Annotated in this window: 18 protein-coding genes and 2 pseudogenes; 12 read left to right on the top strand and 8 right to left on the bottom strand. The window is 71.9% G+C overall.

Annotation, left to right across the window (positions count from 1 at the left end; all coding sequences use genetic code 11):
• Nucleotides 1-66 precede the first annotated feature (66 nt).
• On the top strand, nucleotides 67-771 hold the full coding sequence (locus Phou_RS13060) for an ABC transporter ATP-binding protein (RefSeq protein WP_218579007.1): 705 nt from the start codon (nucleotides 67-69) through the stop codon (nucleotides 769-771).
• Nucleotides 772-851: 80 nt separating this feature from the next.
• A complete protein-coding gene (locus Phou_RS13055) occupies nucleotides 852-3125 on the top strand; it encodes an ABC transporter permease (RefSeq protein WP_246273521.1) in 2274 nt (757 codons plus the stop codon).
• A 1-nt stretch (nucleotide 3126) separates the two neighbouring features.
• On the opposite strand, the gene Phou_RS13050 is transcribed toward Phou_RS13055, so the two are convergent.
• Complete coding sequence (locus Phou_RS13050) at nucleotides 3127-3426, bottom strand: lysophospholipid acyltransferase family protein (protein ID WP_173056294.1); 300 nt, start codon at nucleotides 3424-3426, stop codon at nucleotides 3127-3129.
• A 72-nt stretch (nucleotides 3427-3498) separates the two neighbouring features.
• On the opposite strand from Phou_RS13050, the gene Phou_RS13045 reads away from it, so the two are divergent.
• Together Phou_RS13045 and Phou_RS13040 are read left to right on the top strand one after the other, a co-directional pair.
• Complete coding sequence (locus Phou_RS13045) at nucleotides 3499-4335, top strand: sigma-70 family RNA polymerase sigma factor (protein ID WP_173056293.1); 837 nt, start codon at nucleotides 3499-3501, stop codon at nucleotides 4333-4335.
• Nucleotides 4336-4566: 231 nt separating this feature from the next.
• Nucleotides 4567-5544 (top strand): helix-turn-helix domain-containing protein, encoded by a 978-nt coding sequence (locus Phou_RS13040; protein ID WP_173056292.1) that lies wholly within the window; start codon nucleotides 4567-4569, stop codon nucleotides 5542-5544.
• A gap of 6 nt (nucleotides 5545-5550) precedes the next feature.
• Here the strand turns inward: Phou_RS13040 and Phou_RS13035 are convergent, their stop codons facing one another.
• Nucleotides 5551-9231: a S8 family serine peptidase gene (locus Phou_RS13035; RefSeq protein ID WP_173056291.1), complete on the bottom strand. Its 3681-nt coding sequence runs from the start codon at nucleotides 9229-9231 to the stop codon at nucleotides 5551-5553.
• Nucleotides 9232-9357: 126 nt separating this feature from the next.
• Nucleotides 9358-9636 carry an SHOCT domain-containing protein gene (locus Phou_RS13030; RefSeq protein WP_218579006.1) on the bottom strand — a complete coding sequence of 93 codons (279 nt, stop codon included), beginning with the start codon at nucleotides 9634-9636 and terminating at the stop codon, nucleotides 9358-9360.
• A gap of 200 nt (nucleotides 9637-9836) precedes the next feature.
• Between Phou_RS13030 and Phou_RS13025 the strand changes: the two genes are divergently transcribed.
• Entirely contained in the window at nucleotides 9837-10052 is a 216-nt protein-coding gene (locus Phou_RS13025; RefSeq protein WP_173056290.1) for a hypothetical protein, read from the top strand.
• Nucleotides 10053-10089: 37 nt separating this feature from the next.
• On the opposite strand, the gene Phou_RS13020 is transcribed toward Phou_RS13025, so the two are convergent.
• Both Phou_RS13020 and Phou_RS13015 read right to left on the bottom strand, forming a co-directional pair.
• Nucleotides 10090-10248, bottom strand: coding sequence for a hypothetical protein (locus Phou_RS13020; protein WP_173056289.1), 159 nt, complete (start codon nucleotides 10246-10248; stop codon nucleotides 10090-10092).
• Nucleotides 10245-11252 carry a DUF6923 family protein gene (locus Phou_RS13015; protein WP_173056288.1) on the bottom strand — a complete coding sequence of 336 codons (1008 nt, stop codon included), beginning with the start codon at nucleotides 11250-11252 and terminating at the stop codon, nucleotides 10245-10247. Before Phou_RS13015 ends, Phou_RS13020 begins: the two co-directional genes overlap by 4 nt.
• 99 nt (nucleotides 11253-11351) lie before the next feature.
• On the opposite strand from Phou_RS13015, the gene Phou_RS13010 reads away from it, so the two are divergent.
• Nucleotides 11352-12095, top strand: coding sequence for a bestrophin-like domain (locus Phou_RS13010; protein WP_173056287.1), 744 nt, complete (start codon nucleotides 11352-11354; stop codon nucleotides 12093-12095).
• Here Phou_RS13010 and Phou_RS51090 read toward each other — a convergent pair.
• Both Phou_RS51090 and Phou_RS52570 read right to left on the bottom strand, forming a co-directional pair.
• Nucleotides 12082-12864: pseudogene (locus tag Phou_RS51090) on the bottom strand (substrate-binding domain-containing protein); the annotation flags it as partial. The gene Phou_RS13010 and the pseudogene Phou_RS51090 sit on opposite strands and share 14 nt — an antisense overlap.
• A gap of 155 nt (nucleotides 12865-13019) precedes the next feature.
• Nucleotides 13020-13067: pseudogene (locus Phou_RS52570) on the bottom strand (hypothetical protein); the annotation flags it as partial.
• 284 nt (nucleotides 13068-13351) lie between these two features.
• On the opposite strand from Phou_RS52570, the gene Phou_RS51080 reads away from it, so the two are divergent.
• The 6 genes from Phou_RS51080 (at nucleotide 13352) to Phou_RS12980 (ending at nucleotide 19407) form a co-directional block, all read left to right on the top strand.
• A complete protein-coding gene (locus Phou_RS51080) occupies nucleotides 13352-14161 on the top strand; it encodes an ATP-binding cassette domain-containing protein (RefSeq protein ID WP_218579002.1) in 810 nt (269 codons plus the stop codon).
• Nucleotides 14149-14874, top strand: coding sequence for an ATP-binding cassette domain-containing protein (locus Phou_RS51075; RefSeq protein WP_218579000.1), 726 nt, complete (start codon nucleotides 14149-14151; stop codon nucleotides 14872-14874). Before Phou_RS51080 ends, Phou_RS51075 begins: the two co-directional genes overlap by 13 nt.
• A complete protein-coding gene (locus tag Phou_RS12995) occupies nucleotides 14871-15911 on the top strand; it encodes an ABC transporter permease (RefSeq protein ID WP_173056286.1) in 1041 nt (346 codons plus the stop codon). Before Phou_RS51075 ends, Phou_RS12995 begins: the two co-directional genes overlap by 4 nt.
• Complete coding sequence (locus Phou_RS12990) at nucleotides 15904-16890, top strand: ABC transporter permease (protein ID WP_218578998.1); 987 nt, start codon at nucleotides 15904-15906, stop codon at nucleotides 16888-16890. Before Phou_RS12995 ends, Phou_RS12990 begins: the two co-directional genes overlap by 8 nt.
• A 38-nt stretch (nucleotides 16891-16928) precedes the next feature.
• Nucleotides 16929-17999: a rhamnose ABC transporter substrate-binding protein gene (gene rhaS / locus Phou_RS12985; RefSeq protein ID WP_173056284.1), complete on the top strand. Its 1071-nt coding sequence runs from the start codon at nucleotides 16929-16931 to the stop codon at nucleotides 17997-17999.
• A gap of 160 nt (nucleotides 18000-18159) precedes the next feature.
• Nucleotides 18160-19407 carry an MFS transporter gene (locus tag Phou_RS12980; protein ID WP_173056283.1) on the top strand — a complete coding sequence of 416 codons (1248 nt, stop codon included), beginning with the start codon at nucleotides 18160-18162 and terminating at the stop codon, nucleotides 19405-19407.
• 419 nt (nucleotides 19408-19826) lie between these two features.
• Here Phou_RS12980 and pgi read toward each other — a convergent pair whose 3' ends face one another.
• Nucleotides 19827-21473, bottom strand: coding sequence for a glucose-6-phosphate isomerase (gene pgi, locus Phou_RS12975; protein WP_173056282.1), 1647 nt, complete (start codon nucleotides 21471-21473; stop codon nucleotides 19827-19829).
• Nucleotides 21474-21478: the final 5 nt, after the last annotated feature.

Genomic DNA, 21478 nt, shown 5'->3' with positions numbered 1-21478 from the left:
ACGCGCCGAGAGTTACCACCGCGAGCCGATGCCCGGAGGGAGTCCGGCGGGCCAGTCTTTATGACCATGAGTGACGAAGGCAACGAGCCGGCGGTCGTCCAGCTGTCGGGCGTGCGCAAGGAGTACGGCGACGCGATCGCCCTCAACGGCGTCTCCCTCGAGATCCGCGCCGGCGAGGCGGTCGCCGTGATGGGCCCCTCGGGCAGCGGCAAGTCGACCCTGCTCAACCTGATCGCCGGGCTGGACCGGCCAACCTCCGGTTCGGTCGTCGTGCACGGGGACGACCTGGGGCGGCTGAACGAGAAAGGGCTGGCGCTCTTCCGCCGCCGCCGGATCGGGATGATCTTCCAGTTCTTCAACCTGATCGACGACCTGCCCGCCCTCGACAACGTGGCGCTCGCCGCCCAGCTCGCCGGCGTGGCACCCACACACGCCCGCCGCCGCGCGCTGGAGCTGCTCGACGAGCTCGGCATCGCGGCCCGGCGCAACACGTACCCGGCCCAGCTCAGCGGCGGCGAGCGGCAGCGCGTGGCGGTGGCCCGGGCGCTGATGAACCGCCCGGCGCTGCTGCTGGCCGACGAGCCGACCGGCGCGCTGGACAGCCGCGTCGGCGAGCAGGTGATGGACCTGCTGCTCGACCTCAACCAGATCGGCCAGACGCTGCTGATGGTCACCCACGACGAGCGGCTCGCCACCCGCTGCGCCAGCCGCGTCATCGAGATCGTCGACGGCCAGGTCGCCCGTGAACGCAGTCTGGAGCGCAGCTTGTGAGCGGGAGTCGCGAGGCTACGGGCATGGACCACGGCGGTGGACGAGCGCCGAGCGGCGGAGCGTGGAGGGCACAGAGTGCGGTGTGGTTGGCGGCGCGCGCGGCCGTGCGCCGGCGGCGGCTGCAGACCGCCGTCGTGGGCATCGTCGTCTTCGTCTCCACCACGATGATCCTGGTGGCGCTGGGGCTGCTGGCGGTCTCCTCCGGGCCGTTCGACCAGGCGTACGCGCGGCAGCTCGGCGCGCACCTCGCGGTCACCTACGACCGGGCGAAGGCGACCGACGCCCAGCTCACCTCGGCCGCGGGCTGGACCGGCGTCGCGGGGGTGGCCGGACCGTTCGCCCAGGCGACCGTTGAGCTCACGTCCGACGGCCGGGGCCGTGCCATGCCGCTCACCGTCGTCGGCCGGGCCGACCCGGCGGGATCGGTCGACCGCCTCAACGTGTGGGACGGCCGCTGGGCGACCGCGCCCGGCGAGGTTGTGATCAACCAGAACCCGGTCGGCCCCGGCTTCTTCTTCCGCATCGGCGAGCAGATCAGCGGCCCCGACGGCACCCGGCTCACCGTGGTCGGCAAGGCGTTCAGCATGAGCCGGTCGGCGGACGCGTGGGTCGTCCCGGACCAGATGGCGGCGTTCACGCCGACCGCGACCCAGATGCTGTACCGCTTCAACCACGCGTCCACCACCTCCCAGGTCGGCGTGGCCGAAAGCGAAGTGACAAAGGGCCTGCCGGCCGGCTCGTGGCTCGGCTCGACCTCGTACCTCGTCCTGCGCGACGAGGCGTCCCGCGAGGCGGCCACCTACGTGACGTTCCTCGTGGCGTTCGGCGTGCTCGGCCTCGCGGTCGCGATCCTCATCGTGGCGAACGTGGTCAGCGGTGCCGTGGTCGCCGGGTTCCGGCACATCGGGGTGCTCAAGGCGCTCGGCTTCACGCCGACCCAGGTGATGGCCGTGTACCTGACGATGGTCTCGGTGCCGGCGATCGTGGGGTGCGCGCTCGGCACCGTGCTCGGCAACGTGCTCGCCCGGCCGCTGCTGTCCCAGGCGTTTCGCAACCTGGGCAGCGAGGGCGTCGGCGTGCCGATCTGGGTGAGCGTCGCGGCGCTGGTCGGCGTGCCGCTGATCGTCGCGCTCTCCGCCTTCGTGCCGGCCCTGCGGGCGCGCAGCCTGCCGGCGATCGAGGCGATCAGCGCGGGCAGTGCGCAGCACACCGGTCGCGGCCTGCTGGTGCAGCGCTGGCTCAGCGGCACCCGGCTGCCCCGGGCGGTGAGCCTCGGCATCGGCCTGCCGTTCGCCCGGCCGGCCCGCAGCGCCCTCACGATGGCGGCGGTGGTGCTCGGCGTGACGAGCGTGACGCTGGCGATCGGCCTCGCCGACTCGCTGACGCGGTACCAGCAGACCGAGGCGCGTGTGGGCGCGGTACAGGTCGAGGCGTTTCCGGACGGCGGTCCGGACGGGGCCAGCGCCGTGGACGAGGCGACCCTGCGGTCGCTGCCCGGCACCCGCTACGTGCTCGGCATGTTCGACATGCCCGTGCGCCAGGTCGGCAACACCGACCAGACGATGCTGAGGCTCTACAAGGGAGACACGACCGCGCTCGGCCAGAAGGTCCTGGAAGGACGGTGGCCGACCGGCGCGGGCGAGGTGGCCGTGGCCAAGCGCTTCCTGGTCCAACGTGGACTGTCCATCGGCGACACGTTCGCGATCGAGGCCGGGAAGGGGATGACGCAGGTGCGGATCACCGGCATGGTGATGTTCAACGAGACCGAGACGATCATCGCGGACTGGCCGACGGCCGCCCTCGTCGCGCCCGACGCGTTTCCGGACCGCTTCGAGATCCAGCTGACGGACGGTACGGACGCGCAGGCGTACATGGACTCGGTGCGCAAGGCCGGCCTGGTGGCGACCCCACCCGAGGGCGCCGAGCAGTTCATCGTGATCGCGATCGTGACCGTCACGCTGCTCACGCTGATGCTCGCCGTGGTCGCCACGCTGGGCGTCTTCAACACGGCCGTGCTCAGCACCCGTGAGCGCCGGCGCGACCTGGGCATGCTGAAGTCGATCGGGATGACGCCCGGCCAGGTCGTCGTGATGGTCGTGACCTCGATGGCGGCGCTCGGCGCGCTGGGCGGCCTGCTCGGCATCCCGATCGGCGTGGCCGCGCACCGCGTGGTCCTGCCGGCGATGGCCGACGCCGCGCAGGTGGGCTTCCCGCCGGAGGTGCTCGACGTCTACCAGGCACCGGTGCTCGTCCTGCTGGCGCTGGCCGGCATCGTGATCGCCGCCGTGGGCGCGCTGATGCCGGCCAGGTCAGCGGCTCGGACCACGATCGCCGAGGTCCTGCACAACGAGTGAGTTATCCGGAGTAGGACCCGATGACCTCCAGCGGCCGTGGTGTCGGCGGCTCACCGAGAGCCCGCTTGGCCACGGTCGCCTGGAGGTCCCCGGCCGCAGGGATGCCGAAGAGCGGGTTTTCCACGCCCTCGTCCAGGTCGAGCAGCGCGACGAACTCGTTGCCACCGGCCACGCGGTAGTACGCGTACCGGATGCCGGCCGGCCCCTTCTCCGCCACCGCTTCGAACGCCGCTTCGACGGCCTCGACCACCTCTGCGATACCCTCGTCGGCAACCTGGTAGTGAATCATCAGCACGGGCACCCGCGTCTCCTCACGCTAGCCGTCCACCTCTCTGCACCAGGTAGGACGACCGCCGGCGGGGAAAGGTGACCGATGGACCCGGCAGACTTCGAGCAGCACCGTGGCCACCTGCGGGCGGTCGCGCACCGGATGCTCGGCTCCCTCGACGAGGCCGAGGACGCCGTGCAGGAGACCTGGCTGCGGGCCGCTCGCGCGAGTGCCGGCGACATCGAGAGCGTGCGCGGCTGGCTCACCACGATCGCCGGCCGGGTCTGCCTCGACCTGCTGCGGGCGCGGCGGCGCCGCCGGGAGGAGGCCACCGACCTCGCCTCGTTCGAGCCGCCGGGTGGCGCCGAGGATCCGGCCGAGGAGGCAGCGCTCGCCGACTCGGTGGGGCTGGCGATGCTCGTGGTGCTCGACCGGCTGGGCCCGGCGGAGCGGGTCGCGTTCGTGCTGCACGACGTCTTCGCGGTGCCGTTCGAGCAGATCGCGGGCATCGTGGAGCGCACGCCGGCCACGACGAAGAAGCTGGCCAGCCGCGCGCGCCAGCGGATACACGGGACGGCGCCGCCTCCGGCCGACCTGGCGCGGCAGCGCACGGTGGTCGAGGCGTTCCTGGCCGCCTCGCGCGCCGGCGACCTCGACGCGCTGCTCGCGGTCCTCGACCCGGACGCGGTCCGCCGCGCCGGCGGGCGCGTGGTACTGCGCGGCGCCGAGCGCGTGGCGGAGGAGACGGCCAAGAACGCCGCGCCGGCCGCGTTCGCCCGCCTAGCCCTCCTCGACGGCACGCCAGGCCTCGTGGTCGCCCCGCTAGGCCACCTGAAGCTCGCCCTGAAGTTGACCCTCACGGGCAACCGCGTGACAGCGATCGACGTGTTCGCCGGCCCCACACAACTCGGCCGGCTCGAAATTCGCGTGTTCCCGTGGTGACCGTCCGTCCTATGTAGACTCCGCGCTGGGCTTGTCGCGCGGACCCGGCAGCGGAGGCCGGGGATTTCGGCGAGCCCTGGCGAGCCGCCGGCCGCAGCGGTGCCCGCGGGAGCATACGGTCCGCAGGTGGCGCGGACGGGGGTATATGTGCCTGAAGGAATCTGTGAGGAGGCCCGCCCCGGGCGACCCGATCATTGATCAATCTCCCCGGGCGGGTGCATGGTGGAAGCCATGCGAAACGGGGAGGCTCTGCTCGCGCCGGAGGAGGAGTGGGCATACCGGATGCTGGTGCGCCTGGGCACGGCCCGGGCGGGTGAGGTGGCGGAGCGGATGTCGCTGCCGCCCGAGGACGGGCAGCGACTGCTGGCAGGGCTGAGTGACAAGGGGCTGGCGGCCGCCGACGGCGCGGATGTGTACCGGCCGCTGCCGCCCGAGCCGGCGCTCGGCACCGAGCTGCTGCGCCGGCAGGAGTCGCTGGAGGAGGCGCGGCGCGGGCTGGCGGCGCTGAGCGAGGAGTACCTGACCAGCGCCCGCCGCCGCCACGCCGACCAGCTCGTCGAGGTCGTCGTCGGCGCGGCGGCGCTGCGGGAGCGGATCCGCCGCCTCCAGGACTCGGCGAAGTCCGAGATGCTCTGGCTCTGCCGGGCGAACGCGGTGGCGATGGAGAGCGCGGAGAACACCGAGGAGTTCGACGCGCTCGACCGCGGCGTGCGGTACAAGGTGATCTACGAGCGGGCGCTGCTGATGGAGCCGGGCATGCAGGCCAACGTCGCCGAGGGCGTGCGCCGGGGCGAGGAGGCACGCAGCCTGCGTACGCTGCCGGTGCGGCTGGCCGTCGCGGACCGCGCGACCGCGATCTGCCCCCTCATCCGCGGTGACGAGGGCGACATCGGCGAGCCGTCGGCGGCGATCATCGGGCGCAGCCAGCTGCTGGACGCGCTTGTCGCGCTCTTCGAGAGCCACTGGGACGTCGCCATACCGGTGCGGATCGACGGCGGGTCGCCGGACGAGGAGCCGGACCTGCCGGACGAGTCCGAGCGGTTCGTGCTCTCGCTGCTCGTCGCCGGCGTACCGGACAAGTCGATCGCCTCCCAGATGGGCGTGAGCCGGCGCACGGTGCAGCGCCGCCTCGACCGCCTGATGGCGCTCGCCGGCGTCGACACCCGGCCGGGCCTGGCCTTCCAAGCGGCCCGGCGCGGGTGGCTGTAGGAGCCGCTACTTCAGGCCGTACGCGCGGATCACGGTCTGCGTCACCGCGTTGCCGGCGCCGTCGCGGGCGTGCACCCGCAGCGACACGCTCCCGGTGCCGGCCGGGATGAGCGCCCGGTAGCCGTCGCCGTGGCGGATCACCGGTACGCCGCGCCACTTCGCGCCCTCGTCCAGCGACACCTCGACGCGCAGCGTGGTGCCGCGCGGCGCGCGCAGCCCTTCCTGGTGCCACAGGGTCAGCCCGAGCAGGTGCGGGTGCCGTCCGGAGACGTAGCCGGTGAGGTCGGCCGGTACCCCGTACCCGATCTGGAGCAGCGGCAGCGGCTCGGTGCGCCCGGCCGCCGGGCGTGCGGAGCGAAACTCCCACGACGTCTCGGTGCGGGTGGCCCACCGCCACTCCTCGTCGCTCCGCGCGGTGGTCAGGTCCAACCGGTACCCGGCCGGCGCCGCGGTCGTGCCGACGTCCCGCCGCGCGTCCGGCAGCTCGGCGAGGAGCTTGCCGTCCCGCCACAGCTTGGCGGTCACCGCCTCGCCGTCGGCCACCTGGAAGTGCCCGTGCGTCGCGTCGACGAACTCGGGCACCCACAGGGCGAGCGTGTCGGCCGTACGGGCGGAGACCATGCCCGGTACGGCGGCGGGGCGGACGACCGGCGTGAACCACCCCTCCGTTCGCGTGCTGCGCGCCGCGTAGCTGCGCGGCACCTCTGTCATTCCTCCGCCGATAGGGTTCATGTCGTCCCAGGTGTAGTAGTAGTGCACGCGGTGCTGCCAGACGGAGTCACCCGCCGACACCCACTCCTCGCGCCCCTTGGGCGTCTGTACGAACCGCTGCGTGTCGTTCCAGGAGTACTCCTGCCACGGCCGCCAGCCGAAGCGCTGCTCCTTGGCCCAGCCGAAACCGCCGCTCTCCGCGTACCGGGAGGTGATCCGGGTCGTGTTGTCGCGGGTCACGCGGTGCACGATCCGGTCCGGCACCCGCCCGCGTTCGACGTGGAAGACGTCGTACAGGTACGGGCTGGAGGTGGTGAGCGTGAGGTCGATGGTCGGGCGTGTCTTGCCGCCCGCGGCCGCGAGGAGCTTCTGGCCGTCGTCGTTGGCGACCACGAGTGATGGGATCGGCTCCCGGTCACCGACCGGGCGCCACACGGTCCAGGCCGGCATGTCCGGCGTGCGGACGATGATGGCCACCGCGGCGCCCGCCTCGGCCGCGGCCACGATCTGGTCCTGCTCGGACACGTCATCCGCGCCGACGATCAGCGCGGCGGCGCCGCGCGGGAAGTCCTTGCCGAAGGGCACGAGACGGTACCGGCGGGTGCCGTCGTACACGGGGGACCGGTGCAGCAGGTTGATGTCAACGGGGCCGCTCACGCCCGGCACCTTGAGCTGCACCATCGGCGCGACGAGCTGCCAGCGGGAGGAGAACTCGTACTGCCCGGCGGAGACCGGCCTGGTGGGCGTGACGTTGACCTGCTGGATCGTGCTGAAGTGCATGACGCCGTGCGCGGTGGAGCGCCCGGTGGCGTGTATCCGCCGCTCGTAGTAGCTGATGATGCTCTGCTGCTCGGCCGGCTTCGGCGTCTCGATCCGGATCGGGGTGCCGGTGCGGGCGTCCAGCAGGATCTCCGTGTCGCCGGTGATCCGCAGCTCCGGGTTGGTGATGAAGGTGGCCTGCTCGTCGAGGGGCGCGCCGTCTTCGATGAGGGCGTTGAGGACGTACGTGCCCTCGTACACCTCGACGGTCTTGCCCTCCTCCCAGTGCTGGATGAACCCGGACTGGTCTTTGCGCCGCTCATCGCCGAAGAGCAGGATCACCGGCACCGGGGTCCGTACGCCCTGCCGGTCGACGGCCCGGAAGGTCACCTTGTGGATGGGCAGGTCCAGCGTGGCGCCGACCGCGGTGCGGACCACCACGCCGCCCGGCCCGGTCGCGGTGACGTGGCCGGTGTGCCGCCCGCGGGTGAGCTTTGCCGCGTCCAGCGTGAGGGTCACGTCCGCCGACTGTCCAGGCTGGACGGTGACCTGGCCGGCGGAGAGGGAGAACGCGGTGGAGCCGGGCACATCGAGCGCCAGGTCGAGGGTGACCGCGGCGGCGGTGGTGTTCGTGTACACGAGCTTCTGCTCGCGGGTGCCCGTGGCCGGCTCGTCATGCAGGCCGAGGCTCGCCGTCGCCGTGCCGTGGACGCCCTGGCCGATAGCCCGGGCCACGTCGACGCGCCCGCCGCCCTGCGCGTCCACCGCGATGGCGGGGTTGCCCCTGGCGGTGCTCACCAGCGCGTCCTTGAGCTGTACCGCTGTCCACTCAGGACGGGCCTGGGCGAGCAGGGCGGCCGCGCCGGCCACGTGCGGGGTGGCCATCGAGGTGCCGGAGGCGGCGGTGTAGCGGTCGTCGACCGGCGTACCCATGCCGGTGCCCGCCGCACGCGCGGCGATGATGCCCACGCCCGGCGCGGTGATCTCGGGCTTCACCGCGTCGTCGCCGAGGCGCGGCCCCCGGCTGGAAAACTCGGCGAGGCTCTCGTCCCGGTCCACCGCGCCCACGGAGAGAGCGGCGGTGGCGGCGGCCGGCGTACCGACGTCCGCGTCCCGGCCGGTGTTGCCCGCGGCCACCACGAAGAGCGTGCCGTGGTCGGCGGTGAGGCGGTTGACCGCCTCGCTCAGCGGGTCGGTACCGTCGGTCGCCTCGCCGCCGAGGCTGAGGTTGACCACCTCGGCGCCCTGGGCGACCGCCCACTCCATGCCGGCGATGATCCAGGAGTCGTACCCGACGCCCCCGTCGTTGAGCACCTTCCCGGCGAGCAGGTCGGCGCCGGGCGCGACACCCTTCCGGCTGCCGCCGGTCGCCGCACCGGTGCCCGCGATCGTCGCCGCGACGTGCGTGCCGTGCCCGACGCGGTCGACCGTGTCGGCGGCGTCGCTGAAGTTGCGCTGCTCCACCACCTTGCCGGCCAGGTCCGGGTGTGCCGCGTCGACGCCGGTGTCGAGCACCGCGACGTCGACACCCGTCCCGTCGTACCCGGCCTGCCACGCGGCCGGCGCCCCGATCTGCGCGACGCTGCGGTCGAGGCTGGCGCGCACCCGGCCGTCGAGCCAGATGCCGGTGAGGCCGCCGCCGAGCGCCGGGGTGGACGCGCGGGCGGCGGCGGGTGCGGCCGTGACCGACCGCCACAGCTCGCCGAGCGAATCCTTGCCGGCGGCCACGGCAGCGCCACCCACGCTGGGCAGCGGGCGCACCGACTCGGCGCCGGACAGCGCGCTGACCGCCGGTGCCTGCCCGCCGGCGTACCGCACGATCAGCGGCAGCCGGGCGGCCGACGCGTCGCCGTACCCGTCGGCGATCAGCTCCTCGACGTCGAAGAGGTCGGCGTCGAGCAGGCCCGCGGAGACGTACGGCACGGCGTCGCTGGGCAGCAGCCGCAGCCCGCCGTCCGCCTCCACGGTGTGGAAGGTGATCCGTTCGCGCCCCGGGCCGGGCCGCACCGACGCGGCGTAGCGGCCGCCGCCGGCCGGCGCGATGTCCACGACGTCACCGGTGATCAGCGTGATGCGGGACGCCCCCGTCGCGGCGGTGGCCGCGCCTCCCGTCCCACCCGGTGCCGCGGCCGCCGGCGTGGGCAGCGCCACCGGAGCGGTGGCGGCGACCAGGATTCCCGTGAATGCGGCCAGCACCCGGCGCGCGATACGAACCATGGCGTGAGTCTGTGGTCGGTTGCGCGCGAGGGTCACTACCTACGTGCGCGCGCAAAGGCGACATGTCGCCAGATGGACATCCGGTGGAGGGTGGGACGGCGGCCGCCGTCCCACCCTCGCCCGCCCTCAGCCCTTGCCGCGCAGCACGGACCGCCGGTGGTTGAGCTCCTCCGCGTCGATCTCGCCGCGCGCGAACCGCTCGGCGAGAGTGCGCTCGGCCGCCGTACGCGCCGCGCGCCGCGGGGAGAAGCGGTAGATCAGGTAACCGGCGGCCGAAAGCACGACCACCCAGAAGAGGATGGGCACGATCACCCACCAGCCGGGGCCGCCGCCGTCCCAGCCGTTGCCGTCCCAGCCCGGTCCCGGGTGGGCGTACGCCGCGTAGCTCGCCAGCTCTGCCATCATCGCGATCTCCTTCGTCGACTCGCCCTCGATAGGAGAAATCGTGTCGCGAGGCGGCGCCGTCGACGTCGGCTCGGCAGCGGCATTCCACGTACGCACGGTGACGCAGCTGCGTGTTTACGCGCTTCGCTTCTGGCGGTACCCGTGAATCTGTAAACTTCCTTAAAAGTTTTATCTATGCGAACTCTTGGATGGGAGAAGCGATGAAGCGAGCGCTGTACAGGCTGGCGGTCGTGGCGGTGTTCGCGGCCGCTTTCGGTGGCGCCGTCGCGTCGCCGGCGAGCGCCGGGGTCGTGGGTGTCTGGCCCAGCGCGGAGGCCTGCCACGCCGCCGGTCAGCGAGGCGTCGGCACGCTCTGGAACTACTACTCCTGTTACCAGGTCACCGGCGGTTGGGCCCTCTGGGCGCCGGGCTACTGATCCGCACACCGGCGGGTGCGGCGCACCCGCCGGTCCATCAGCGTCCGCGGAGCTTGGCGATCGGCTTCGCGACCGGTCTGGCGAACGCCACCCCGCCGAGGCCGAGCACGAGCAGCACGATGCCCCAGCGCACGGTGGTGGTCCGGTCGTCCTCGCGGGGCTCCGCCACCACCATCCGCTTGCGGCTGGCCTTCACGGCGGCGACCGGCGTGGGTGAGGGCGGCGGTGTGGTGGCCGGCGGGGTGGTGGGCGCGCTCGCCGGCGGCACCGGGCGCGGTGGGGCCGGCGGCGGGACGGCGGGTGGCACGGCGGCCGGCGCGGGAGGTGGCGCGGGCCTCGTGGTGGCCGGCGCCGGTGTGGTCGGGCGGGGCCGCGGCACCAGGCCGCGTCCGAGCCGAGCAGGCCGGAGCCGCCGGCGAGCTTGACCGAGGTACCGTCCAGCGCGATCCGGTACAGCGCGCTTTCCTGGTTGTTGTCCGTGGCATAGGCGTGTGTGCCGGCGTCGTCGAACGCGAGCGCGCCGTAGAAGCCGTCGCGGGACAGGTCCGGCACCGGTGTCTGGGTCACCGCGCCGCTGTCCGGGTCGATGCGGACCAGCCGGCTCGGCTCGCGTCCCTGTGTCGACACGGCGTAGAGCCCGCCGTCGCCTGGGCGCGCGTCCCAGTCGCCGAAGCTCGGCAGGCGCGGCAGGTCGACCCGGCGGACCACGTGCAGGAACGTGGGGCTCTGCGCGCGCACGTCCACCGCGACGAGGTCGCCGTCGAGCAGCAGGAGCAGCCGGCCGTCCACGACCGTCCCGCTGTACGCGCCGCCGACAGCGACAGTCCCTTTGCGACCGGCGGCGGCGCGGACCGGCCCCAGATCGTGGGTTTCACCCTCGGGAGTGATGGAGACGACGTGCCCGCCATCCCCGATCGGGTGACCGCCGCGGCGGGTGGCGACGGCGAAGAAGAGGCCCTGCGCGGCGTCGTACCCCATCGCGTTGACCGCGTGGTCGAGGCCGGCGGAGCGCGCCACTGCACCGGTGGCGGGGTCGATGGCGATCAGCCTGGACGAGCCGTGTTTGCGCACCGTGTGCACCTGGTAGAGGGCGCCTGAGCAGCCGCTCGGGTACGCCTCCACTGTGGACTTCGCCGGTGCCGCCGCGGCGTGTCCGGCGAGTGCGGGACCGGCCCCCAAAGCGACGAGGGCGGCGAGCACCGGGACTATCCGTAAGGTGACATGTCGGTTTGGCACAGAGTTACCTCATCTATCCTGGTAAGCCCCGAACGAAGTGGATGCATCCTAAATGGAAGCTCGATGAATACCTACCTGGTCGGCACGCTCTGGTTGGTGGGCGTATCCGTCGCCGCTCTCGCGGTCGTCGCCGTGCTCCGCCGGTGGCGCCGCGACTCCGGACCACTCGTCGACATCAGCGTGCTGAGCGCGGTGTTCTCGCTCGCCGGCATGCTCTTCGCGATCGTGGCGGCGTTCGTGTTCATCGACGTGTGGAGCAGCGCCGACGAGGCCCGGGACGCGACCTACGCGGAGGCCGAGGCGGCACAGCTCGTGGCCTGGTCGGCCAAGGGCATGCCCGAGCCGGATCGCACCGAGCTTGTGGGGCTCAGCCGGGCGTACCTGCACGAGGTGGTCGACCAGGAGTGGCCGCGGCTGTCCGAGGTGGGCACCGACCAGCACGCCCGGGGATGGCAGCTCGTGCAGGAGATGCACGACATCGCCGCCCGCAACGGGGAGGATGTCGAGGAGGCGCCGGCGGTCGTGGAGTCGCTGCTCCAGGCCCGGCAGGAGCGCCTCGCGCTGGCCGACGCCCGGATCGGTGACGCGACCTGGTTTGCGCTGCTGGCCGGGGCGGTGCTGGCCGGGCTGCCAATGTTCTTCTTCCCGTTCGACCGGGCGCTGCCGCAGCTCGCGCTCACCGCCACGGTGGCCAGCATGATCACGCTGCTGCTCTTTACGATCCAGCAGATCGAGCGCCCGTTCGCCCAGGGGCGCGTGCCGTCGACCGCCTACGAGGAGACGCTGACCCGGGTCAGTCCTCCGTGAGGATCCGCTGGCTGGACTCGCGCACGACGAGCTCGGGCTCGAAGACCACCTGCTGGTGCTCGTGGGTCTCGGGCGTGTTGGCCTCGTCGAGCAGCAGTGTGGCGGCGGTCTGGCCGAGGCGTTGGCGGGGCTGGCGGACGGAGGAGAGCGGCACGGCCGCGGCGGCGGCGAAGTCGATGTCGTCGTAGCCGACGAGGGCGATGTCGTCAGGTACGCGCACCTGCTGGCGGGTGAGCACCTGGAGCACGCCGAGCGCGAGCAGGTCGTTGGCGCAGAAGACGGCCGTGGCGCGGGAGCCGCGCGGCTGGCCGAGCACCCGTGCGGCGGCGTCCCGGCCGGCGGCGACGGTCAGCGCGGGCGTGTCGTACCGGCGCAGGTGCTGCTCGCCGAGCCCCGCGTCGGCAAGCGCCTGAATCGCGCCGTCGTACCGGTCCCGGACCTGCTCGAGGCGGTGTGGTCCGCCGACGAACGCGATGCGGCGGTGGCCGCTTTCCACGAGGTGGCGCATGGCCAGCTCGCCGCCGAGGCGGTCGTTTACGGATACCGAGCAGAGGTCGGCCTCGGCTGAGCGGCGGTCGAGGAGCACCACGCGGACGCCGCGGTCGCGCAGGCGGTGCAGTCGCTCGCTGGCGTCGTCGATGGGTGTGATGAGGACGCCTTGGACGCGTTGTTCTTCGAGGAGGTCGAGGTAGGCGTTTTCTTTGGTGAGGTCGCCGTCGCTGTTGCAGAAGATGACGGCCATGCCGGCGGCGCCGGTGGTGTCTTCGACTCCTTTGGCGACGTCGGTGAAGAAGGGGTTGGCGACGTCGAGGACGACGAGGCCGAGGGTGCGGCCCGGCCGCGGCGCAGCTGGCGGGCGGCGTCGTTGGGCACGAACCCCAGCTCGGCGATCGCGGCAAGCACGCGGGCGCGGGTCGCGTTCGCCACGATGTCGGGGCGGTTGAGGACGTTGGAGACGGTGCCGACGGACACCCCCGCGTGGTTGGCCACGTCCCGGATGCTGACCAGCGGGGTCTCCGACACCGTCGCCCTCCTTGCCTCGGCCGTCCCCGGGCCTGGCGGCGGGAACGGGTACTGAATCGTGTCAAGAATGCCTCACGATGGCGAGCCGTGGGAAAGCCCTTGCCCGCCTAACGATTCGGTAACCGGCTGGAAACCCTTGACCGATCCCGAAACGAGCCCTTAACGTCTATCCCACGAATGGATGAAACGTTTCACAAAACCCGGTCATCTCGACTCGATGCAGGGAGGCGTGCGTGCCCGAAGGTCCCGAACACCCTGCGCCGCTGCTCACCCTCGCCGGAGTGCGTAAGTCGTTCGGTGCCGTCCACGCGTTGGCGGATGGGCGGTTGGACCTGCGTGCGGGCGAGGTGCACGCCCTGGTGGGGGAAAACGGGGCCGGCAAGTCGACGCTGGTGAAGGTCCTGGCCGGTGTGCACGGCCCGGATGAGGGCGTGATGGCGCTGGACGGCCAGCCGGTCTTCTTCGGCGGTCCGGCGGATGCCCGGGCGGCGGGGATCGCGGTGATCTACCAGGAGCCGACGCTGTTTCCGGACCTGTCGGTCGCGGAGAACATCTTCATGGGCCGCCAACCGCTGCGAAGCCTGCGCCGCATCGACACCGCGGCGATGCGGCAGCGCACGGAGGAGCTGTTTGCCCGGCTGGGCGTGCGGATGGACCCGGACCGGCCCGCGCGCGGCCTGTCGATCGCCGACCAGCAGCTCGTCGAGATCGCGAAGGCTCTCTCGTTCGACGCCCGGGTGCTGGTGATGGACGAGCCGACCGCCGCCCTGTCCGGGGTGGAGGTGGAGCGGCTGTTCGCGGTCGTCCGCTCGCTGCGTGAGGCGGGCGCCGCGGTGCTGTTCATCTCGCACCGGTTCGACGAGGTGTTCGCCCTGTGCGAGCGGGTGACGGTGATGCGCGACGGCCGCTGGGTCTCCACCGACCCCACCGCCGAGCTCACCGTGGGGCAGGTGGTCCGGCGGATGGTCGGCCGTGAGGTCTCCCAGCTCTACCCCAAGCAGGACACCACCCCGGCGAGGTCGTCCTGCAGGTGCGTGACCTGACCCGGGCGGGTGTCTTCGACAGGGTGAGCTTCGAGGTGCGGGGCGGGGAGATCGTCGCCCTGGCCGGCCTTGTCGGCGCCGGCCGCAGCGAGGTCGTGCGGGCGGTTTTCGGCGTGGACGGCTACGACTCCGGCGAGGTCTTCGTCGCCGGCAAGCGCCTCGCGAAAGGCAGGCCGGCCGCGGCGATGGCCGCCGGGGTCGCCCTGGTGCCGGAGGACCGCCGCCAGCAGGGCCTGGTGATGGAGCTGTCGATCGAGCGGAACGCCACCCTGACCCGCCGGTGGTCGCTGTCCCGGCTCGGCCTGCTGGGCCCGCGCACCGAGCGGGAGGACGCGTACAAGTGGACCCGACGCCTCCAGGTCAAGGCGGGGCACCTGTCCGATCCAGTGTCCACATTGTCCGGTGGCAACCAGCAGAAGGTCGTGCTCGCGAAGTGGCTGTCCACCGATCCGAAGGTGTTGATCGTGGATGAGCCGACGCGGGGCATCGACGTGGGGACGAAGGCGGAGGTGCATCGGCTGATGTCCCAGCTCGCCGTCGAGGGTGTGGCGGTGTTGATGGTCTCCAGCGAGCTGCCCGAGGTCCTGGGCATGGCCGACCGCGTGCTGGTCATGCACGAGGGCCGCCTGGTCGAGGAGATCACCCGCGACCGCGCGGACGAGGAGTCGGTGATGCTCGCCGCCACCGGCCAGCACTCCGGTGATGCGGCGTGAGCACGGCCACCAAGGCGGCGCCGCCGCCCACCCGCGCCCGGGGTGACGTGCGCGGCGCGCGACGCCTTTTCGTGGTCCGCGAGCTGGGCATCGCCCTCGCGCTTGTGCTGCTGATCGCGGTGACCACCGTCTACAACCCCCGCTTCCTGAACGCACAGTCCCGCAAAGACCTCATGCTCGGCGCCACGATCCTTGTCGTTCTGGCGGTGGGTCAGGCGATCGTGGTCATCACCCGCAACGTCGACCTGTCCGTCGGCTCGGTGCTCGGCCTGTCCGCCTTCGCCACCGGCAAACTCTTCCTGGCGATGCCGGACACCCCCATCGTCCTGGCGCTGCTGGCCGGCATCGGCCTCGGCGTGCTCTGCGGTGTCGTCAACGGTGCCCTGATCGCGATAGCCCGCGTCCCCGCCCTGGTCGTCACGCTCGGCACCCTGTACGTCTTCCGCGGTATCGACTACTCCTGGGCGGCGGGACAGCAGATCAACGCCGCCGACATGCCCAGTGGCTTCAAGCGGATGGGCACTCAGACGCTGCTCGGCGTGCCGGTCCTGGCGCTGTTCGCGGTCGCGGTGCTGCTGATCGCCGGGTTCTACATGCGCTCGTACCGTTCCGGCCGGCAGCTGTACGCGATCGGCTCGGATCCGGCCGCGGCCCGCCTGTCGGGGATCCCGGTCGGGTGGCGGGTGTTCACCGCGATGACCGTCTCCGGCGGCCTGGCCGGCCTGGCCGGCGTGCTCTACGCCGCCCGCTTCGGCACGCTGGACGCCGCCGCCGGCAACGGCATCGAGTTGCAGGTCGTGGCCGCGGTGGTGGTGGGCGGAGTGGCGATCTTCGGCGGGTCCGGTTCGGTGTACGGGGCGGCGCTGGGCGCACTGCTGCTGTCCATGATCGGTTCGGCGCTGCCGGTGCTGCGGATCGACCCCTTCTGGCAGCAGGCCGTCGTCGGCGCCCTGATCCTCGCCGCGATCGGACTTGACCGGGCGTTGACCGCACGGATCGCCGCCAGGTTGCGGGGCAGGAGGGCGCGTGGTGCGTAAACGGTTGGGCTCCTGGGACGTGCTTGTCATCGTCGTCCTGGCCATCGTGGTGGTCGTGTCGTCGGTGGCGGTGGAAGGCTTCGCGACCTCCCGCTTCTGGGGCTTCCTGCTGCTGGACGTCATCCCGATCGCGTTGATCGCGCTGCCGATGACGCTTGTCGTCATCACCGGCGAGATCGACCTGTCTGTGGCCAGCGTGTTGGGCCTGTCCAGCGCGGTCATGGGCCAGCTGTGGATGTCCGGCGTCCCGCTGCCACTGATCCTGCCGATCATCCTGCTGCTCGGGATGGTGCTCGGCGCGGTCAACGGGCTGTTCGTCACCGGGTTCGGGCTGCCGTCCCTGGCGGTCACGATCGGCACCCTCGCCCTCTACCGCGGCCTGGCCTACGTGGTGCTCGGCGACAAGGCGGTCGCCGACTTCCCGTTCAGCTGGACCGGCAACATGATCGAAGCCCTGCCCGGCACCACAGTGCCCTGGGTCGCGCTGGTCGTGGCCGTCCTCGCGGTGATTTTCGGGATCGTGCTGCACGCGACGCCGATCGGGCGGGCGCTGTTCGCGATGGGTAACAACGACCAGGCCGCCACCTTCTCCGGCATCTCCGTCGCGAAGACGAAGTTCTGGCTGTTCGTCCTCACCGCGACCATCGCGTCCCTCGCCGGCTTCTTCTGGACCATGCGCTACGCCTCCGCCCGCGCGGACAACGGCGCCGGCCTCGAACTCTCCGTCGTCGCCGCCGTCCTGCTCGGCGGGGTCTCCATCTTCGGCGGCCGCGGCACGCTCGTCGGCGTCATGGCCGGCGTGCTGCTCCTGATCACTCTGCGCAACGCCCTCCAACTCGCCGACGTGCCGGCCGACACGCTCACCATCGTCACCGGCACCCTCCTGATCATCTCCGTCGTCGGCCCGAACGCGGCGGCCATGCTCCGCGCCCGGCTACGCCGGCGACGACCCGCTGTTTCGCCCGCCGCTGGCGGCTAGAGCCCTGTTTACGTGTCCTGTCGAGGAAGGAAAGAGCCATGAGAGGTATGCGGACCCGACGCATGCGCCTGGGGGCTTCCGTCATCACGCTGTCGGCGTTGATGCTGAGCGCGGTGGCGTGCGCCAGCGACGACGAGGGCGGAGACCCTCCTGCCGCCGGTAACAGCGCGGGCGCGTCGGGGCAGATAAAGGAGGGCCTGTCGGTCGCCTTCCTGCCCAAGCAGGTCAACAACCCGTACTTCACGGTCTCCGACAACGGTGGCAAGTCGGCGGTGGAGGAGTTCAAGGGCGAGTACAAGGAGGTCGGCCCGTCCGAAGCCTCCGCCTCCTCGCAGGTCTCCTACATCAACACCCTGACCCAGCAGGGCAGCGACGTCATCGTCATCTCCGCCAACGACCCGAACGCGATCTGCGGCGCCGTCAACCAGGCCCGGCAGGGCGGTGCGAAGGTCGTCACCTTCGACTCCGACACCAACAAGGACTGCCGCGACCTGTTCGTCAACCAGGTCACCGCCGAGGGGATCGCGGAAAACCAGGTCAAGCTCATCTCCGACCAGATCGGCGGCGCGGGAAAGATCGCGATCCTGTCCGCGACGGCGAACGCGACGAACCAGAACGCCTGGATCGAGCTGATGAAGACCGAGCTGAAGAAGCCGGAGTACTCCAAGATCGAGCTGGTCACGGTCGCGTACGGCGATGACAAGGACGAGAAGTCGTTCCAGGAGACCCAGGGTCTGCTGTCCTCGTACCCCGACCTGAAGGGCATCATCTCGCCCACGACCGTCGGTGTGGCCGCGGCGGCCCGGTACCTGTCCGGCTCGCAGTACAAGGGCAAGGTCGCGCTGACCGGCCTCGGCACGCCGAACCAGATGCGCGAGTTCGTCAAGGACGGCACGGTCAAGAACTTCGCCCTGTGGAGCCCGGCCGACCTCGGGTACTTGGCCGCCTACGCCGGCGCAGCGCTGGCTTCGGGCATGATCACGGGTAAGGAAGGGGAGAAGTTCACCGCCGGCAAGCTAGGGGAATACACGATCGGCACCGACGGTGTCGTCGTGCTCGGCCCGCCGACCGTGTTCGACGCCTCCAACATCGACCAGTTCAACTTCTGACCCAGAGACTCCTCCGGTGCCGGCGAGGCCATGTGCGGGGCAGCGCCGGCACCGGAGGGCATTACGGGTGTAAAACGATTCAAGTGGACCTGTATTGGCCCAATCAACTTGGCCGGTATTGGCGCTTCAACGAGCCAATGACCGTCCGTACGTTGATCTCATGTCACGGTTCGTCCCGCCCTCCGGCCCGCCCCGCGTCCTGGCCCTCGCCCAGCTCGCCAACTCCCTCGGCGACGGCGCCTTCTACGCCTGCTCCGCGCTCTTCTTCACCCGCGTGGTCGGGCTCTCCGCGACACAGGTCGGCCTGGCGCTCACCCTCGCCTGGGCCACGGGCATGCTGGCCGGCGTACCCCTCGGATATATCGCCGACCGCTTCGGACCGCGCCGGGCCGCGATCGTGCTCGCCGTCGCCACCGCGGGCACGCTGACCTGCTTCCTGGTGGTCCGCTCGTTCCCGCTCTTCCTGCTCGTCGCCTGCCTCTACGCGTGCTGCCAGGGCGGCCTCACCTCGGCCCGCGGGGCACTCCTGGCCGGCCTCGTCGACCCCGCCGAGCGCACCCGCGTGCGGGCACACCTGCAGGCGACCCTCAACGCGGGCCTGGCCGTCGGCGCCGGGCTCGGCGGCCTCGCGCTGACCTTCGACACAGCCGGGGCGTACCTGGCGGTCTTCGCGATGGACGCGGCCAGCTTCCTCGCCGCCGCGCTCGTGCTGCGCCGCCTCCCCGAGGTGCCGCCCGCCCCGCCCGCGCCGGACGCCGGGCCGCGGCTGGCGGTGCTGCGCGACCGGCCGTACGCGCTGATCACGCTGCTGAACGCCATCATGTACCTGAACATGCCGCTGCTCAGCCTCGGCCTTCCACTGTGGATCGTCGAGCGCACCGACGCTCCCAAGGCGATGGCCGCCGGTCTCCTGATCGTCAACATGCTGAGCGTCGTGCTCTTCCAGGTGCGGGTCGCGCAGCGGGTGACCAGCCTGCGCGCCGCCGCCCGGATCACCGGCAGGGCCGGCTGGGTCCTGCTCGCGGCCTGCGGCGTCTACGCCCTCTCCGCCGGCCGCGTCGGTGCGGTGGCGACGGTCGCGATCCTGCTCACGGCCGCCGCGGTGCAGGTGCTCGGCGAGATGATGCAGGGCGCGGCCGCCTGGGAGCTGGGCTTCGGGCTCGCGCCGGCCGGCAGGCAGGGCCAGTACCAGGGATTCTTCGGGATGGGTCCGCAGATCGCCCGCATGCTCGGGCCGGTCGTGATGACCACGCTGCTGATCGGCTGGGGCACGCCGGGCTGGCTCGTGCTCGGCGCCCTGTTCCTCGCCGCCGGCCTCGGCATGGCGCCGGCGCTGCGGTGGGCCGAGCGCAGCCGCGCCGGAGCCGCCGCGAGCCGGCCACGGACCCCGGCGCTGGTCACCGTCTAGGGTCAAAGCCCGATGTCCCGGGCCGCGTCAGCGGCGGGCCGTCGCTCCCGCCGGAGACCGCGGCGGCCGGCGGCTCGCAGCGCTCGCCGACACCCCCGGCCCCCGCTGCCAGGTCCGAGGTGCAAGAACGACTGGCGGATCGGCTGTGGCTCGGCTCGCGGGCGGCACCACCGGTCCGCGGTGTGCCTGGGGTCTGAACGGATTCGCCTTTCGACCCTCTGGCGGGGTGTTTCCTGGTGCGCCTCTGAAGCTGGGCGCACGGCTGCGCCCGCGCCAGCCGCGGTGGTTGGGCGCACCGGTGCGCCCAGCTTGAGACGCGCCCGTGGCACAGCGGCGGGTGAGGCCGCGGGAGCAGCGGTCCGGACCACCGCGGACATCGCGGTAGCCCATGTCTTCGTTTTCCTGGTCTGGCTCCGGAGCTAGCGGCCGCGCAGCTCGCGGTACTTCGCCACGAGCTCGGCGGTGGACGGGTCGAGGCCCGGCACCGAAGCGCCCTCGGTGAGGGCCGGCTCGACCCGCTTGGCGAGCACCTTGCCCAGCTCGACGCCCCACTGGTCGAACGAGTCGATGTCCCAGATCGCACCTTGCACGAAGACCTTGTGCTCGTACAGGGCGACGAGCTGGCCGAGCACCGACGGGGACAGCTCGGAAGCGAGGATCGTCGTGGTCGGGTGGTTGCCCAGGAACGTGCGGTGCGGCACCTGCTCCTCCGGCACCCCCTCGGCCCGCACCTCGTCGGCGGTCTTGCCGAACGCGAGCGCCTGGCCCTGCGCGAAGAGGTTGGCCATCAGCAGGTCGTGCTGTGCGGCCAGCCGCGCGGGCAGCTCGGCCACCGGGCGGGCGAAGCCGATCAGGTCGGCCGGGATCGTCTTGGTGCCCTGGTGCAGCAGCTGGTAGTAGGCGTGCTGGCCGTTGGTGCCCGGCGTGCCCCACACCACCGGGCCGGTCTGCCAGGCGACCGGCCGGCCCTCGCGGTCGACGTACTTGCCGTTGGACTCCATGTCGAGCTGCTGCAGGTACGCCGGGAACTTCGAGAGGTAGTGGCTGTACGGCAGCACGGCGTGCGACTGCGCGTCGAAGAAGGCCCCGTACCAGACGCCGAGCAGGCCGAGCAGCAGCGGCGCGTTCGACTCCGGCGGCGCGGTGCGGAAGTGCTCGTCGACGGTGTGGAAGCCGTCGAGCATCGCGCGGAAGTGCTCGGGCCCGATCGCGATCATCAGGGACAGGCCGATCGCCGAGTCGTACGAGTAGCGGCCGCCCACCCAGTCCCAGAACTCGAACATGTTCTGCGTGTCGATCCCGAACGCCGACACCTCCTTGGCGTTTGTCGACAGCGCCACGAAGTGCTTGGCGACCGCGCTCTCGTCGCCGCCGAGGCCGTCGACCAGCCAGGTGCGGGCGGAGGTGGCGTTGGTGATGGTCTCGATCGTGGTGAACGTCTTCGACGCCACGATGAAGAGCGTCTCCGCCGGGTCGAGGTCGCGGGTCGCCTCGTGCAGGTCGGCGCCGTCTACATTGGACACGAAGCGGAAGTCGAGCGCCCGCGCCGTGTACGGGCGCAGGGCCTCGTACGCCATCGCCGGCCCCAGGTCCGAGCCGCCGATGCCGATGTTGACGACCGTGCGGATGCGCTTGCCGGTCGCGCCGATCCAGGCGCCGGAGCGGACGGAGTCGGCGAAGGCGGCCATCTTGTCCAGGACGGCGTGCACGGCCGGCACGATGTTTTCACCGTCGACTTCGATCACCGCGTCGCGCGGCGCCCGCAGCGCGGTGTGCAGGACGGCGCGACGCTCGGTGACGTTGATCTTTTCGCCCCGGAACATCGCGTCCCGGAGCTCGGCCACACCCCGTGCCGCCGCGAGGTCGCGCAGCAGCGCCAGCGTGTCGTCGGTCACCAGGTGCTTGGAGTAGTCCAGGTAGAGGTCGCCGACACCCACCGTGAGCCGGTCGGCGCGCGCCGGATCCGACCCGAACAGCTCCCGCAAGTGCGTCCCGCCCAGCTCCGCGCGGTGCTTGGCCAGCGCGGCCCACTCGGGTAGCTCATTGAGGCGGACTGTGTCAGGCATCGCTC

It is taken from the genome of Phytohabitans houttuyneae, from assembly GCF_011764425.1.
GTDB classification, from domain to species: domain Bacteria; phylum Actinomycetota; class Actinomycetes; order Mycobacteriales; family Micromonosporaceae; genus Phytohabitans; species Phytohabitans houttuyneae.
Note: the sequence above shows the minus strand (reverse complement) of the source record. Positions and strands in the feature narration are given on the sequence as shown.